At 32.3% G+C, this 15,014-nt stretch carries 13 protein-coding genes; 7 read left to right on the top strand and 6 right to left on the bottom strand.

The features are described 5' to 3' along the window. Positions 1–3: 3 nt before the first annotated feature. From GOY12_RS01515 to GOY12_RS01505, 3 genes are all read right to left on the bottom strand, one after another. Entirely contained in the window at positions 4–846 is an 843-nt protein-coding gene (locus GOY12_RS01515; protein ID WP_175818317.1) for a hypothetical protein, read from the bottom strand. Between the two features lie 77 nt (positions 847–923). Continuing rightward, on the bottom strand, positions 924–1,946 hold the full coding sequence (gene hemH, locus GOY12_RS01510) for a ferrochelatase (protein ID WP_175818316.1): 1,023 nt from the start codon (positions 1,944–1,946) through the stop codon (positions 924–926). Then, complete coding sequence (locus GOY12_RS01505; protein ID WP_246214400.1) at positions 1,947–2,747, bottom strand: hypothetical protein; 801 nt, start codon at positions 2,745–2,747, stop codon at positions 1,947–1,949. A 109-nt stretch (positions 2,748–2,856) separates the two neighbouring features. On the opposite strand from GOY12_RS01505, the gene ndk reads away from it, so the two are divergent. Then, positions 2,857–3,276 carry a nucleoside-diphosphate kinase gene (gene ndk, locus GOY12_RS01500; protein WP_175818315.1) on the top strand — a complete coding sequence of 140 codons (420 nt, stop codon included), beginning with the start codon at positions 2,857–2,859 and terminating at the stop codon, positions 3,274–3,276. Positions 3,277–3,579: 303 nt separating this feature from the next. Here ndk and GOY12_RS01495 read toward each other — a convergent pair whose 3' ends face one another. Continuing rightward, positions 3,580–4,464, bottom strand: a complete 885-nt coding sequence (locus GOY12_RS01495) for a zinc ABC transporter substrate-binding protein (protein ID WP_175818314.1) — start codon at positions 4,462–4,464, stop codon at positions 3,580–3,582. Here GOY12_RS01495 and GOY12_RS01490 point away from each other — a divergent pair. After that, positions 4,456–5,196, top strand: a complete 741-nt coding sequence (locus GOY12_RS01490) for a metal ABC transporter ATP-binding protein (RefSeq protein ID WP_175818313.1) — start codon at positions 4,456–4,458, stop codon at positions 5,194–5,196. The two genes, GOY12_RS01495 and GOY12_RS01490, sit on opposite strands and share 9 nt — an antisense overlap. Next, positions 5,193–6,623 carry a 2-polyprenylphenol 6-hydroxylase gene (gene ubiB, locus GOY12_RS01485; RefSeq protein ID WP_175818312.1) on the top strand — a complete coding sequence of 477 codons (1,431 nt, stop codon included), beginning with the start codon at positions 5,193–5,195 and terminating at the stop codon, positions 6,621–6,623. Before GOY12_RS01490 ends, ubiB begins: the two co-directional genes overlap by 4 nt. 451 nt (positions 6,624–7,074) lie before the next feature. Here ubiB and pyrE read toward each other — a convergent pair whose 3' ends face one another. Together pyrE and secD are read right to left on the bottom strand one after the other, a co-directional pair. Beyond that, the gene (gene pyrE / locus GOY12_RS01480) at positions 7,075–7,671 is read right to left on the bottom strand and encodes an orotate phosphoribosyltransferase (RefSeq protein ID WP_175818311.1); all 597 of its coding nucleotides are present in this window, start codon (positions 7,669–7,671) and stop codon (positions 7,075–7,077) included. Between the two features lie 769 nt (positions 7,672–8,440). After that, a complete protein-coding gene (gene secD / locus GOY12_RS01475) occupies positions 8,441–9,955 on the bottom strand; it encodes a protein translocase subunit SecD (RefSeq protein WP_175818310.1) in 1,515 nt (504 codons plus the stop codon). Between the two features lie 67 nt (positions 9,956–10,022). Here secD and hemC point away from each other — a divergent pair, with 67 nt between their 5' ends. The 4 genes from hemC to ispG all read left to right on the top strand — a co-directional run bounded on the left by hemC (position 10,023) and on the right by ispG (position 15,014). Further along, the gene (gene hemC / locus GOY12_RS01470; protein ID WP_175818309.1) at positions 10,023–10,901 is read left to right on the top strand and encodes a hydroxymethylbilane synthase; all 879 of its coding nucleotides are present in this window, start codon (positions 10,023–10,025) and stop codon (positions 10,899–10,901) included. Next, the gene (gene murB / locus GOY12_RS01465) at positions 10,892–11,779 is read left to right on the top strand and encodes a UDP-N-acetylmuramate dehydrogenase (protein ID WP_175818308.1); all 888 of its coding nucleotides are present in this window, start codon (positions 10,892–10,894) and stop codon (positions 11,777–11,779) included. The genes hemC and murB overlap by 10 nt, the downstream gene beginning before the upstream one ends. A gap of 1,302 nt (positions 11,780–13,081) precedes the next feature. Then, positions 13,082–13,720, top strand: a complete 639-nt coding sequence (locus GOY12_RS01460; RefSeq protein ID WP_175818307.1) for a TRP75-related protein — start codon at positions 13,082–13,084, stop codon at positions 13,718–13,720. Continuing rightward, a complete protein-coding gene (ispG, locus tag GOY12_RS01455) occupies positions 13,707–15,014 on the top strand; it encodes a flavodoxin-dependent (E)-4-hydroxy-3-methylbut-2-enyl-diphosphate synthase (protein WP_410543529.1) in 1,308 nt (435 codons plus the stop codon). The genes GOY12_RS01460 and ispG overlap by 14 nt, the downstream gene beginning before the upstream one ends.

Genomic DNA, 15,014 nt, shown 5'->3' with positions numbered 1-15,014 from the left:
CTTCTATATAGCATGACCATTTGGTAAATTGCTACTGGGCCGAACATAGCAAGCCTTATCAAGTTCAGTAGAAAGACTATCACTGATAGGCTGATTAAGTAATTTATCAAACCAAACTAATAGCAATACTGTGCTACATATTATGCCAATCGTTACACTTAAATTAAAACTATAAACTATACCATTACCTAAATTTATCGGCGTAGTTGCAACATCCACCCTTTTAAATATAAAGTTTAATAAGCCTAATGATAAAGTTAATGTACTGATAATAAGATCCTTCTTACACTCAGCAAGCTTTTTCTTGCATTCAACAGATTCATTAACACCTTTTTTATCTTGATACCCTCTATGTACCTCTTGATATTTTTTGCATATATAATAACAGCCTATGGGTTCTGAAGTGAATAAGAATAGAGCTGTTGATATTAAATGAATACGACTTATCGCATTTGTATTACTTCTAGTTAAGAAATGGAAGACTTGTAACATAAGTAACGCTTCTATAGCGTTACTTAAAAGGCTAGCCAATTTACCCACTATTTTCAATAGTTCCTTTTTACCATTAGGATTTCTATAATCCTGAATTAGGTCACGTAAAGTAAATATAGAATGTGCAATCAATAGAATGAATGTTGGAAACTTTATCCATTGAGCAATCTCGCGTATAAGGAGAATGTTGGACCTATTATTATCAATAAATTCGCAGCAAAATTGTAGTGAAACCTTACACAACAAGGCTGTTAAACTTGTTGTGATACAAATTACCTTTTTGATATCATGATTATAAGCATCATGTACCTTTTGTGCAAACGTGTTTGGTTTCTTTTTTAGCTCATTTAGCATAGGTAGCTAATGAAATAATAATTTCTCATCATTCTATCACATAAAATCTTAAAAGAAAAGTACTATAAATCAGGACTTTAAGAGCGATTTCTACATAAATCAGCCAAACATTTAATAAATAAGGAATCAGTACTAAGAGTTGGCACACGAAAGTAATATCCGCATTTGATTATTGCTTTACATTCCGTATCAAGTTCAACAAGAGTTTCTGAATGTTCAGAAACAAAAGATATAGGTGATAAAACCACAGGCACATTATCAGCTTTTGCACGCAATAATTCACTTTCTATACTAGGCTCTAGCCACTTTACAGGTCCAATCTTGCTCTGATAACATACTGCCCAATCAAGGCCTTTAATATTTAATCTTCTTATTATTAATTTTACCGTTTCTTCTATTTGCAAGGCATAAGGGTCACCTTTTTCAATAATACTCAGGGGCAAACTATGGGCAGAGAATAGAATTCTTGGCTTATCAATTCTGCTAGCCAATTTATAATACTTAGTTACCAAGCGAGCATGAGCCTCAATAAAGTCCTGATTATCATAATAATGGTAAACTGTTTTTGTACTGCACTTTAAACCATGCTTTTTAGCACTTTTTTGCCAATTTTCGATGGATGACAAAGTTGTGGTAGTTGAATATTGAGGATATAGTGGTAGTAGAATTACTTCATCAGGATCAAATTGCTTTACACTTTTAACAACTTCATCAGCAAATGGATGCCAATACCGCACACAGATGAATACTTTAGCCAGCTTTGGTGCTATTCTGGCACATGATGATAGAATCATATTCTCTTTTCTAGATTCTAGTATCATGCTACTTGAATGACAAAATACAGATTTATTGAGCTCCTGCTCAAGTGCTTTAGCTTGCATTCTTGTATTTTCCAGGATCGGCGATCTACCCCCAATTTGCTTATATATTTTTTGTGCAGTATTTTCTCGTTTTGCAGATATAAACTTTGCTAAAAGGAATCGAAAAGGGTTTGGTAGATTTATTATTCTTTTATCATAAAAAAGATTGAATAAAAAAGGACGAACCGCACTGAGTGAATCAGGTCCACCAAGGTTAAATAAGATAATCGCCTTTTTCACCTATGCGCTGCAACAAACTGCTCTTGAGGTACATACACGTTCAGTTACAAGTCCATCAAGCATAGACATAGGCACCAAATTTCTTACACTAGCATACAATAAGTAACCAGATCTTTGCAAATTACTTTTTGTAGACGCAAAAGAACTTCTATCGAAACTCAGATCAACACAAAAACTTGGTGCTGCTTCAAGAAGTTCAACAGCAGCTAAAGACAGCATGATGTAACTTTGAGAGGTCTTAAGAGGGAAAACTAAACATGCAACAAGAAAGGAAGTATACCCTGACTCACTTGCTTGGCTGGGTGAATTATATTCAATGCGTCTTCTGTTTTGGTTGAAAATAGGAAATTTTATAGTATCTTTCTTTAATTCTGTGTCTATTGTTCCTCTACTGTAATTAGTAGTTTTCTCTAACAACCACTCACGTACATGAAAGCTTCTTATAAAAAGGCATGCTTCTATCATCAGCACAGCACAGATAAGTGCACACTTCACAATACTTACGCTACCTACCATAGCTGGCAGTACAAAACAAACCAGTGGTACTATAATCATCATTTCAAGGAATGGAATAGTGTTCTTTTTCATTGCAAAGGTAGCATCTTCTCGCAATTTTGTATTGCGATGCAAGCTATATTCCAAATAACTCAAAAAAGCCAAGCTAAAAGTCAAAAACCCTTTTACTCCACAAAAAATCGACGACTTCAAGTTATTTATCAACTTTTCACCAGTAAGTCTAGCTTTAATCTGGTGTTTATAAGTTAGCTTACTTTGTTTGTTGGTATAATAGCACTTACCCATATAATACTCTCTTAATAGCTTATTTTATAATAAATAAAAAAACTGTCTTGATAAAATAAAAATTTGTAATAAAATAAATCAAACATACAACCCTATATAAGGAAACGACATGGCAATTGAGAGAACACTTTCGATATTAAAACCTGATGCAGTAAGAAACAATATTACAGGCAACATAAATTCCTATATCGAAAAATCCGGACTAAAAATTGTAGCACAAAAAATGATGTTACTGACAAAAAGACAGGCAGAACTACTTTATGAAATTCATAAAGACAGGCCCTTTTTTGAGGATTTAGTAGAATTTATGACCTCTGATCCTGTAATAGTTCAGGTTTTGGTCGGTGAAAACGCAGTAAGCAAATATAGGCAAATCATGGGAGCTACAGACCCAAAACAGGCAGATAAAGGTACAATTAGAGGAGATTTTGCTGATAATATTAGTGAAAACAGAGTCCACGGCTCAGATAGTCCAGAAAACACTCGTAGAGAAATAGCTTTCTTTTTTGCTGGATGCGAATTAGTATAGCTTTAAATTGAGTAAAACAAATGCACACAGTCCCTGCTTTATTTCATAAGCTTATTTATATTCAGGAAAATATTAAAATGGATAGACAAGGCAGTATAAAAAGAAAGATGACCGTAAAGCAAAAATAGCGCTCGCAATAAATGATTTCATCATATATTGATGTAAAAGGCATATTTAATCAACTATGTTTTAAGCTCAAGCATTAGATAGAGAGTAAAAATTTTAAATAACTTTACTTTTAACTCAATATTAATAAATCAACCACATTTCTGAATAGAGTCACCTGCAATCTTTACTAAGCTGTTACCATTCAACAAAACAAGACTTAAATCTTTGTGTGATGTTATTAATTATAGCTAAATATGCTTCTTTTCCAGGTTTTATATCTAACCCAATAGGATCAAGAATTTCCATTCTTGCATCACTAAAAAGAGTTTTAAGCCTCACACTATCTTTCCACGAAGGAGAAAGTATACATTTAATATTTTCTTCTTTCATTGTCTTCTTTAGTTTTATTAATCTTCTCATACCAATATAAGAATCTTCTTCTATAGACAGAATAATATTTGGGTTACTTAAGCCAAAATGTTTTTCAAAATATTGATAAGCATCATGGGTAACTATGTACTTTTCATTTTTAAAGTTATTCAATTCGCTTGCAATTCTCTCTACCTCTTGGTCTATTCTTTCTATAGTTTTCATTGCATTATAGTTATATAGATGAGCGTTCTTCTTATCTATATTGGATAATGTTGCACTTATAGAGAATATCATGTTTTTCGCATTTTCTGGACTAAGCCAAATATGCAGGTCATTTTCGTCTTGAATATGAATGACATGCCTAGAGAATGAATGTGGTCTAACAGGAAGTAGACTAACTGACCTCGATAACTGTACAAGTTCTTTATTGTTTTTAGCGAAAGCCTTAACAAATGTTTCTAGATTATCATCGATATAAAATATAACGTCACCTGATTCCAAATTACTTGCATCAGATGGCTTTAACATATAATCATGTGCAGAAGTTGTATAATCCAATAAGACCGGTTCCAAGACTCTGTTTGTAACAGAAGCTACAAGCGAGTGTATAGGCTTTATTGTAGCTACAACTTTTAAATTGGATGAGAAAGTAGTACTGTAGTATAGTGTAAACAAAAGTAATAGAAAAGAAGGCAATAAATGTTTCATAAAAACATTGAGAAAGAATTAAGTTTTATCAAAAAGTTAAATACTGTCAACAATAGTATTCTAAAAATAGAAAACCTTACTCTTGTATACGATAATAAGAAAGTTCTTGATGATATTAATTTATCAATAAAAAAAGGCGATGTAGTTACTATACTTGGACCAAATGGTGGAGGTAAAACCTCCTTAGTAAAGGTAGTTGCTGGTATAAATAAGAACTATACTGGTAGTGTCACATTTGCTGACAATACAAAAATTAGTTATATGCCACAAAACTTTAGCATTAGCAATTTGATGCCAATAACAGTTGAATATCTTCTCTTAAATAGCTTTTCAAAAAAATTAGAGAAAAATCAATCAATTATTACAGAAATGGTGGAATTAGTTGGTATTAGTAACATTTTAAAAAAACAGGTGTTGAAAATTTCTGCAGGGCAAATACAACTATTGTTACTTGCACGCTGTTTAATCGCAGAGCCTGACTTAGTTATCCTGGATGAACCAGTTAGCGCGATGGATATTAATGCCCGAGCTAAGTTTTATGACATAATAAACAAAATAGCAAAAAAAAGATCAATTTCAATTCTCATGACATCCCATGATTTAAGCTCCATAGTGCCATGCTCAGATTACATAATTTGCATAAATCACATCATATATTACCAAGGTAAACCTAATGAAATCACGAAGAATAAGACTTTAAGCGAGATATTTAGCAGTTACATAGCAAGATGATTCGTAATATTCTGCGCCTTTTATACATAACCGCAGTACTAACTCGTTACAGCATATTATATCATTTACTCTATCCTTCAAAGAAGTCAATAAATAAAATACGTGGCTATAAGTTAAAATGTGCTCTTGAAAAGTTAGGTCCAGTATTTATTAAATTTGGACAGTCCATTTCATCACGTACTGATATTTTAAACGAAGATATAACAGACAACTTATTGTTAATATGTGATAGATTGCCATCCTTCTCATACAAGATAGCAGTTAGAACTATAGAGAGCGAATTCAATTGTAAGTTAAACGACATTTTTCTAAGCTTTTCTCAAGAGCCAATCGCAGCGGCATCAATTTCCCAAGTACATAAAGCAACCACAACAGAAGGTAAAAAAGTTGCGGTAAAGGTCTTAAGGCCAGACATTGAGAAAATATTTTCAAAAGATATAAAAATGCTCTTTTGGCTTGCAGGAATTATGGAAGGATTTAGCAAACAATCAAAGAGACTAAAACCGATCGAATTAGTTAAAACTTTTGCTGAAATTTGCCGGTTAGAGCTAGATCTACGTTTTGAAGCTGCTCATTCCTCAGAACTGAGGGAAAATACAAAAAACGATAGAGGTTTTTATGTACCCGAAGTAGATTGGAGTAGAACTTCAAAGAAAGTTTTGACATCAGAATGGATAGAAGCAACACCAATATACGAAGTTGAAAAACTAAATAACCACAAACAGATAGCTATTAATCTTATCGAATCATTTTGCAATCAAGTATACAGAGATCGCTTTTTTCATGCGGACATGCACCCTGGAAATCTAATGGTCGACATCAACAATAACATTATCGCTTTAGATTGTGGAATTATGGGTCGAATAGACAGTGAGACGTGCTATTGCGTAATAGAGATACTGAAAGGTTTTTTAAATCGGAATTATGATCACGTTGCAAAAGCACACTTTAGAGCTGGCTATGTTTCACCACAATACAAAAATTTTGTTACAGCATGCAGAGCAATAGGTGAACCTATTATAGGACAACCTATACAGAAAATTTCTTTCGCTAGTTTACTTGCTAAATTATTTAAAATAACTAGTGATTTTAATATGAAAGTCCAAACACAATTGTTACTGCTGCAAAAAACTATGATCTTGCTAGAGGGAACCTGCAGAAAGATCTACCCAGAAATCAATATGTGGAAGGTAGTTGAAACATGGGTAAAGAGTCAACACAAAAATAAAACAGACTATAAAGAAAAAATAAAAAGCTTTTACCCCGTAAAAGCAATCCAAGAAATATTTGGCCTTATAGAGAAATTAAACCTAATAGCTGATCAAAAACTAGAGAATATCCAAGTTAAGACTAGATCAAACATAAAGACTTACTTTTTACTATGGTCTATAATTGTAGCTTTAATCATCAAGCTTTTAATTTTCTAATAATGAACTCACCACATAACCAACATTTGCATAAATTTGCATAAAAAGGCACTATACTACCCTTTGATATCCATTTTCAGTCTCTTTTCTTCCTACCATCGAAGTAATGAACACAAGAACCCAAAAAAAAAGAAACATAGACCCCAGCATCACACATTGAAATAGCACCATTAACACACTCTCGGGTTGCTTCAGTTATATAGATATTAAAAAAACCATTAAACAAAAAACACTGTAGGTAATTACCCAATCTTTACCTACAAATTAGTGCTCATATTACCTAAAATGACTCATAAACGAGCTTCATTCTACCTCCCCCTACCACAGTAACCTTTATCATTTAATTCATACAAATTAAAGACAAATAAACAACTTCTAACTCTATTAAAAAGTAATTGGTAAAACTTGTCAAGTATTTTCTGTCTCTGTTAAACGATATTCAAAAATAAGATTACTTTGTTAAATATTCTCGGCTTCCTGGCTTGGTTATTGGCAGTCGTTTTAGTTCTTCAGGAAGCTCTTGCTCACTATAATTTTTAATATTTAGTTCAAACAAAGATATAATAGGAAAGGACAATTGCGTTTTACTATTTCTTTTGATTATAGAAGCTCCAGCAATAACTTTACCACCCATATCTTCTGCGCATTCCATAGCTTCAAGTGAAGATTTACCAGTAGTTATTACATCTTCAACCAATAAGAGTTTTTCACCTTGTTCAATTTCAAATCCACGGCGCAATTCAAACTTACTGTTAACACGTTCACAAAATATTGTCCTAATTCCAAGTTGTCTACCAATCTCGTAACCAACAATTATTCCACCAATTGCAGGAGATAGCACTAAATCTATAGAACTATTTAATTCTTTTTTTATTTTACGTGTTAATAGTGAGCAAATTTTCATGGCTCTACTTGGATTCTCAAAAATTTTAGCACACTGTATATATATACCACTATGCAGCCCAGAGGATAAAACAAAGTGTCCATATAAAACTGCCCCAGCTTCTTCAAGTTCTCTTATTATTGAACTATCTTCACCTAATACCATCTTTTAAGTTTCACTCTCACATTCTTTAATTAATTATATAATCTATATAAACATCAAACCATACGTTTACTGCAATTCCGACATATTGATAATTGTGCGAATAGATAAAACTAGTCTTATAATGTATAGAAGAACCTTCCTTAAAGCAAGGTAACTAGTTACAAAAAAATCATACAAATATCTCCTTCAAAAGGAATATGTGACCTATTCACTTCTATAATAAACATTACCATAATCAAAATAAATAACGTACATGTATCTATATTAATTGTTGTGCATATTAGTGAAATATAAAGACATCAATTTTTAGCATCTTAGCTTTTTTGCACACAGTCTATAGTGATTAGTGATATTACACCCACTGATAACTTTAAAAAAAACTCAATCATCAATGCTGTCACTCATACTTTCTATCACACTACTTATGAATTTTTTTCGCTGGATTTATCAATAAGCAGGGAAACAATATAACAAACATAGCTATAATAACTACAAGCTGAGTGCAAAGCAGTTTTCCCTTGGCTAAGGTTAAGATTTTAACTAAGTCTTTAAAACTAAAAGTTAAGGATCATACAGATAAAAACTGAAATTAAAATTTATTTATCTGAGCAAGATGATAAACATGTCACCAAATAGTTTTACTATTCAAGTATAACTTTATTGTTTAAATAGTAAATAATCATCACAAGCAACATAGAAAAAAAGTACCGCAAACCTGAAGATAGCATTACAGTAATTTTACTATTTTCAGAATCAATAACACCATAAATTAAAGCACCAACTTCTTTGGGTTAACGCATAACTCCATTAGAAGTTTCGTAACTATAATTGCGGAAAACATAGAACATAAAATCCCTACTGATAAAGTAACAGAAAAACCTCTGATTGCTCCGCTGCCAATAACAAACATTACCCCCGCAGCAATTAATGTAGTAATATTTGAATCAAGAATTGTTTTTATTGCACTTTTAAACCCTTCTTCAATAGCACGTGCTGTTCTTTTCCCTGATCTTATCTCCTCACGAATACGTTCAAATATCAAAACATTTGCGTCTACTGACATACCAACAGTGAGTGCAATACCAGCGATTCCCGGCAGAGTTAAAGTTGCCTCAAGTAGGGTAAGAATTAACAATATAGAAATCACATCAAAAAGCAATGCAGCAGAAGCCAATAAGCCTAACTTACCATAAATAATAATTATAAACAAAGCAACTGCTGTAATAGAGATTATTGCTGCTATTTCCCCTGCTTTTATTGACTCTTCTCCAAGACTTGGACCAATATTTTTCTCTTCTATTATTTTAAGTGGTGCTGGTAGTGCTCCAGACTTTAAAAGTATTGCAAGTTCACTTGCTTGTCTCTCAGTGAAATTACCACTGATTTCTCCTTCTCCATTTAGAATTGGTTCACGTATTATTGGCATGGTCAAGACTGTGTTATCTAAAACAATTGCAAAGGGCTTTCCAACATTTTTTTTAGTGATTTTCGCGAATCTCTTACTTGCTATACCGTCAAATTTAAAATGTACTGTTGGTTTGCCCAAGTGACCAAATCTAACTGATACGTTAACCAATGAATCACCACCTATTTCAGTTTTGCGAAATATTGGATAAGAATTACCTAAAGTGTCCTTAAGTATTATAGTAGTTTCATGATCTATATCCTTCATTTTAGCTACCTTAGTGTTTGCTAAATGGAAACTTAGCTTAGCAGTTTTACCAAGTAGAGATTTTATTTGTTCAATATCTTCTACTCCAGGCACTTGGACTAATATATTATTCTGTCCTTGTTTTTGTATACTTACTTCTCTAGTACCAAGTCTATCCAAACGTTTCTGAATATTACTTATTGACCTTGAAACTACTTCATTGATCAGAGAATTTCTGTAATGAGGTTTATATGAGACGAAAACTGAAGTACCTTTTCTATTTAGCTCTAAATTTGGGTTTATTTTATGAATTAATATTGAAACTCTCTTATAATCATCAACATTGGTTAAAGCTACAACTACTTGTCTACCCCTTTGTACTCTAGATTCAATATTTTTTGTTAGTAGACTTTCCTTTATCTCAGTAGCTAATATATTTAACTTCTCTTTAAAGAAAAAATTCAAGTCTACATTAAGAAGTAAAGATGACCCACCCTTTAGGTCAAGTCCTAGGTTTATTCTTTTTTTTGAAACAAGGAACTTACTATCAAAGGAGTTTGGCAGTATTGTATATAAAGCAAACAAAAAAATGCATAGCACCAAAAAAGACTTGATTATAAGCTTATTATGCATAAGTTGTAAGTACAAAATATTGATTATAAACTAATTGTAAAAACTGTTTAAGTTAAAACTTAGATACATGCTAGTCAAAATAGGTACCAGAGGAAGCAGCCTTGCAATTGCTCAAGCTTTAGAAGCAAAACAAAAACTGATAAACTCTTTTCCCCACTTGTTCATCGAAATCATTAAGATAAAAACTTCCGGTGATAAATATACCAATGTAAACTTAGCTGAAATAGGAGGCAAAGGACTGTTTCTCAAGGAAATTGAGATTGAATTGCTTAAAAATAATATAGATATGGCAGTTCATTCGGTAAAAGATGTCCCTGCATTTTTTTCAAAAGATTTAGTAATTCCTTGTATTTTAAAAAGATTAAGTCCACACGATACATTTATTTCTAATCAACATAATAGCCTTGAGGCTTTGCCACAGCAAGCCACAATTGCAACCTCCTCAATAAGAAGAAAAGTCCAGCTACTAAATCTCAGACCAGATTTAAATATAGTACCACTGCGTGGAAACGTAGTAACTAGACTGCAAAATTATAGTTTTGATGGAATAATCTTAGCTGAAGCTGGGCTAATGAGACTAAAAAAACACCTCTTAATTACAGAGATATTACCATCAAAAACTATGCTAAGCGCAGTAGGACAAGGAGCAATTTGTATTCAATGTCGGAAAAATGATATAAAAATTATTGATCTTTTAGAGAAAATTAATGACAACAAATCTTCCACAAGAGTAAAATCAGAGCGCAGCTTCATGAAGACAGTAAATGGTTCATGCTTCACACCGCTTGCAGCCTTAGCAGAATATGTGAGTGAAAATATGCTACGTCTCCGTTGTATGCTAGCAGATGAGAAAGATATATACTTTACTGAACGCACTTCGTTTGCAGAAGACGCAGAAAAAATGGGCGTGGATGCAGGATTAGAATTAAAATTAAGATGCTTATAAGCTTACCTAAAGTGCGTGGAGTCTATCGATATAACACTTTAATGTCTAAAATAACATGGTTAAATGTAGGTGGACAAGCAGATGTGTTATTTAAGCCGCACGACATTAAAGATCTAATATATTTAGTTAAAAATACTGAATTACCAATTAATGTTATTGGCGCAACATCTAATATAATAGTGCGAGACAGTGGCATCAGAGGAATAACAGTAAAATTGGGTAAGGAGTTTGGATATATTAGATATAAGGGCAACAACTCTATCGTTGCTGGTGGTGCTGCATTACTTAGCGATTTAGCTCACTTTGCAGGGGAGAAGCAAATCAGTGGACTAGAGTTTCTAGTTGGAATTCCAGGCACAGTTGGTGGTGGAATAGAAATGAATGCAGGCGCATATGGCAGCGATATTGCAAGTGTTATACAATCCATAAAAGCAGTAAATTTAGAAGATGGAAATCTGTATGAATTTTCAAGTAAAAAGATGGGTTACATTTATCGTGGGCATAGCTCGAACAAGCGGTGGATTTTTGTTGAAGCTGAATTTAAAGGAGTAAGTTCAGAGTATAAAACTATATTCAGAAAACTGAAGAAAATTATTGATGAAAGAAATAAAAGTCAGCCCATAAGAGGGAAAACTGCTGGATGTATATTTAAAAATCCAAAAGACTACCAAGCATGGAAACTGATTGACGAGTCTGGATGCCGAGGATTAAATAATGGTGGAGCTAAAATTTCTAAGAAGCACTGTAATTTTTTGCTCAATTATAATAATGCAACTGCATCTGACTTAGAAACACTTGGTAACAGAGTAAAAGATGCAGTGAAAAATAAGTTTAACGTTGAACTTGAATGGGAAATAAGAGTTTTAGGTAGTTATTAGGGAGTTTTTTTTATAACTCCTGCATTGCCTAATTGTTTAATACTACCTATCTTTAAATTTACCGCTAAGCTTACACTCATAAAAAAACTGTATATTCACTAAGTATCAATCTTTTTACAGTAATTTTAACTTTCCCATTACATGACCTGAGAAGCATATCACTTTTTTAATCTTTTAAATGAGCTATATAAATACAGTTATGCTTTTTAAAGTTTAGAAGTTTAATGAAGCCATTGCAATATTCCCATAATAAAAGTTATACTTATACCCTCTATTTTACCTATTTTTTATAACTTTCTATCTTTAGCATAGTACAATTTAGGCTTATGCCTATAATTTACTTCATTGTACTTTCTTTGCATTTAATAGAATGCTTCCTACTATTCTTAGTCAACACATTTTTCCCTTTTTCCCATCAATCTCTTTATCAATTCCTGCTCTGCTGAGACGATTTTATACATAAATAGAGTTTACTTTATGGAATCAGTCCAATATGCTAGTTAAATAATTCTTGCATTCTTTAAGAATGATCTTCTAATTTTAATTCTCCCACTACATTGTATAAATTCACTAGTGCCAGTTTGTAACACCCACTGTTATTATCCATATGAGCTACTTTATCTCTCCTTTCATCTTTATTAAAGCAGAACACAAAACCAGGTTACCACTCACAAATATCGAACGACAGTGAGCTAACTTAGCTTTATTAACATATTTGCAAGTTATTAGCTTTCCATCAAGCATGAATACATAAACCATATAACCTCTTTCTTCTTCAACTAATCTAACCAGTTATACCATACGACTTATCTATCAGGTTATATAATTTTCTTCATCATAAATCTTGCCTAGTTAGACTATTCATCTCAAGCAAAATATTTAACCCTTGAATTACTCTTAGAAACTTTCTTTTTTCCAGCCCTTATACCTGAATAGTAGCTACATAAATCATAGGAAATCATTGTTCCCTTTACTGCTACCTGGAGATGAAACTTTGTATCAGCTTTACCAAACTTTCTGACAAAGTATTTAAATCTTTTTTAAATATTAACATCATTTTTTTCACTAACTATTATTTAATTTTACATTATAATAACTAAAAAATCAACTATTTTATATATATTATAAAAAAATAATAGCAAAAAGCAGGAATAAAATAAGCTAAGAATATATATATTTGAAAGATTTATTTGTGTTAATCAAACATAAGCCACTATTCACTATAAAATTAATTAAGGATTCAGTTTACTTAAAATCTGTTAGTTGCTATTTAAAAAAAAATAATATTTACTATAATAACATATGCTTGAGATTTCTTTTAAAGTTTTATTTACACTAACGTTTTTAGTTTTTAGCTCTTTTATTGTGAGCAGTGCTGAAGCCAAGTCTAAAATAAAACTGAGTGAGAAATATAAACCTCCAGGTAATCCTGGTGGTGCAAGTTTTTATGAAGACGAAGATTTTGCCGAATCATACAAACTATATGAGAAACGTAGAGAACTTCTAAGGAAGAAAAAGTTGCAGGGCCGTGTTAATACTAGCATAAGCAAAGAAAACTTAGCTAAAAAGTTAGAGAAAAAAAAAATTGCCATTCTTAAACATAGGCTAAGAGATTTAGAAACATGTATGGCTAAAGATGAAAAAGAAGATATGATAAATCAGCACGGTATCAATATTGCACGTCTGAAAGGAGCTACGTTTATAGATCAAGGGCAGATTCCTGAATATAAAAACGAAAAACGCGAAGATAAACAGCAAAAGGAGAAAAAGCTTAATAAAGCACTACAAGAGAAAAAAAATTCTCCCATAAACGTCACTACAAAAAACACACTATTAAAAAAAACATGCTCCCATGATTCTATCACTGATCTTAATAATGAGGAACAACATAATTCAAATGGTTCGGATTTATTTAGGGGTGTAGCTGATACAGCAGAATAAGTTTAATGATATGTTAAATGAAAATCCGTGGAATAAACTATACAAGTTTCCTCGACATAAAACCCATGTTGTAAAAGTTGGACAAGTAAAGATAGGCGGGAATAATCCTATAGCTATACAATCTATGGCACTTGGTGTGTATATAGATCCTAATAACATTAAAAACAGTGCTAAGAAATATGCAAAAGAAATAATAGAACTAGCGCATGCAGGCTCAGAGCTGGTACGAATTGCTTTGAATTCAGAAAAAGTAGCAAAAGCAATACCTTATATAGCAGAAGAGATAAATAAAGAGGGTTTTGATTACAAAATATTAGTAGGTTGCGGGCAATACGAATTGGATAAATTAATCCAAAATTATCCAGATAACATCAAAATGCTAGGTAAAATTAGAATAAACCCAGGTAATATAGGTTTTGGTAATAAACGTGATAGAAAATTTGAAAGAGTTATAGAATATGTAGTAAAACACGATCTTCCCGTCAGGATTGGGGTAAATTGGGGTAGCCTTGATAAGTATCTTATACAAAAACTGATGGATAAAAACTCTTTATCCAATAATCCAAAATCCCCTGATATTATATTACACAGGGCACTTATAACATCTGTTCTCAACAGCGCAAAAAAAGCTGAAGAAATTGGACTCAACTCAGACAAAATAATTATTTCCTGTAAAGCAAGCAAAGTGCGAGATCTAATTTTAGTTTACATGGCACTTGCAAGGTCTTCTAACTATGCTTTGCACTTGGGCTTAACAGAAGCTGGCATGGGCAATCAAGGGGTGATAAACACCACAGCAGGACTTACTTACTTATTACAAAATGGTATTGGAGATACGATACGCGCCTCTTTAACTCAACGTCCTGGTGAATCACGAATTAATGAAGTAAAAGTGTGTCAAGAAATATTGCAGTCCATAGGCTTACGCCACTTTAATCCTCAAGTTAGTTCATGTCCTGGATGTGGACGCACAAATAGCAATCGCTTTCGTGTATTGACTGAAGAAGTAAATGATTACATAAAAATTCGCATGCCAATCTGGAAGAAAAAAAATCCAGGTGTAGAACATATGAATATTGCTGTCATGGGTTGCATTGTGAACGGCCCTGGAGAAAGTAAATATGCTAATTTAGGAATTAGTTTACCTGGATATGGAGAAAAATCAGTTTCAGCAGTCTATAAAGATGGTAAGTACTTTAAGACTTTACAAGGCAACACCATATTTGAAGAATTTAAGACAATTATTGATAATTATGTAGAGGAACATTTCATTAGTAAATCTAAGTGTCTTTAA

It is taken from the genome of Wolbachia endosymbiont of Dirofilaria (Dirofilaria) immitis, assembly GCF_013365455.1.
Classification (GTDB): domain Bacteria; phylum Pseudomonadota; class Alphaproteobacteria; order Rickettsiales; family Anaplasmataceae; genus Wolbachia.
The sequence above is the reverse complement of the archived record's forward strand: the minus strand, read 5'-3'. Positions and strand labels throughout refer to the sequence as shown.

Excerpts from the sequence above, each read along its gene's own strand:
- GOY12_RS01515 (WP_175818317.1), bottom strand. The coding sequence starts at position 846 with ATGCTAAATGAGCTAAAAAAGAAACCAAACACGTTTGCACAAAAGGTA.
- GOY12_RS01505 (WP_246214400.1), bottom strand. The coding sequence starts at position 2,747 with ATGGGTAAGTGCTATTATACCAACAAACAAAGTAAGCTAACTTATAAA.
- ndk (WP_175818315.1), top strand. The coding sequence starts at position 2,857 with ATGGCAATTGAGAGAACACTTTCGATATTAAAACCTGATGCAGTAAGA.
- GOY12_RS01490 (WP_175818313.1), top strand. The coding sequence starts at position 4,456 with ATGTTTCATAAAAACATTGAGAAAGAATTAAGTTTTATCAAAAAGTTA.
- GOY12_RS01495 (WP_175818314.1), bottom strand. The coding sequence starts at position 4,464 with ATGAAACATTTATTGCCTTCTTTTCTATTACTTTTGTTTACACTATAC.
- ubiB (WP_175818312.1), top strand. The coding sequence starts at position 5,193 with ATGATTCGTAATATTCTGCGCCTTTTATACATAACCGCAGTACTAACT.
- pyrE (WP_175818311.1), bottom strand. The coding sequence starts at position 7,671 with ATGGTATTAGGTGAAGATAGTTCAATAATAAGAGAACTTGAAGAAGCT.
- secD (WP_175818310.1), bottom strand. The coding sequence starts at position 9,955 with ATGCATAATAAGCTTATAATCAAGTCTTTTTTGGTGCTATGCATTTTT.
- hemC (WP_175818309.1), top strand. The coding sequence starts at position 10,023 with ATGCTAGTCAAAATAGGTACCAGAGGAAGCAGCCTTGCAATTGCTCAA.
- murB (WP_175818308.1), top strand. The coding sequence starts at position 10,892 with ATGCTTATAAGCTTACCTAAAGTGCGTGGAGTCTATCGATATAACACT.
- GOY12_RS01460 (WP_175818307.1), top strand. The coding sequence starts at position 13,082 with ATGCTTGAGATTTCTTTTAAAGTTTTATTTACACTAACGTTTTTAGTT.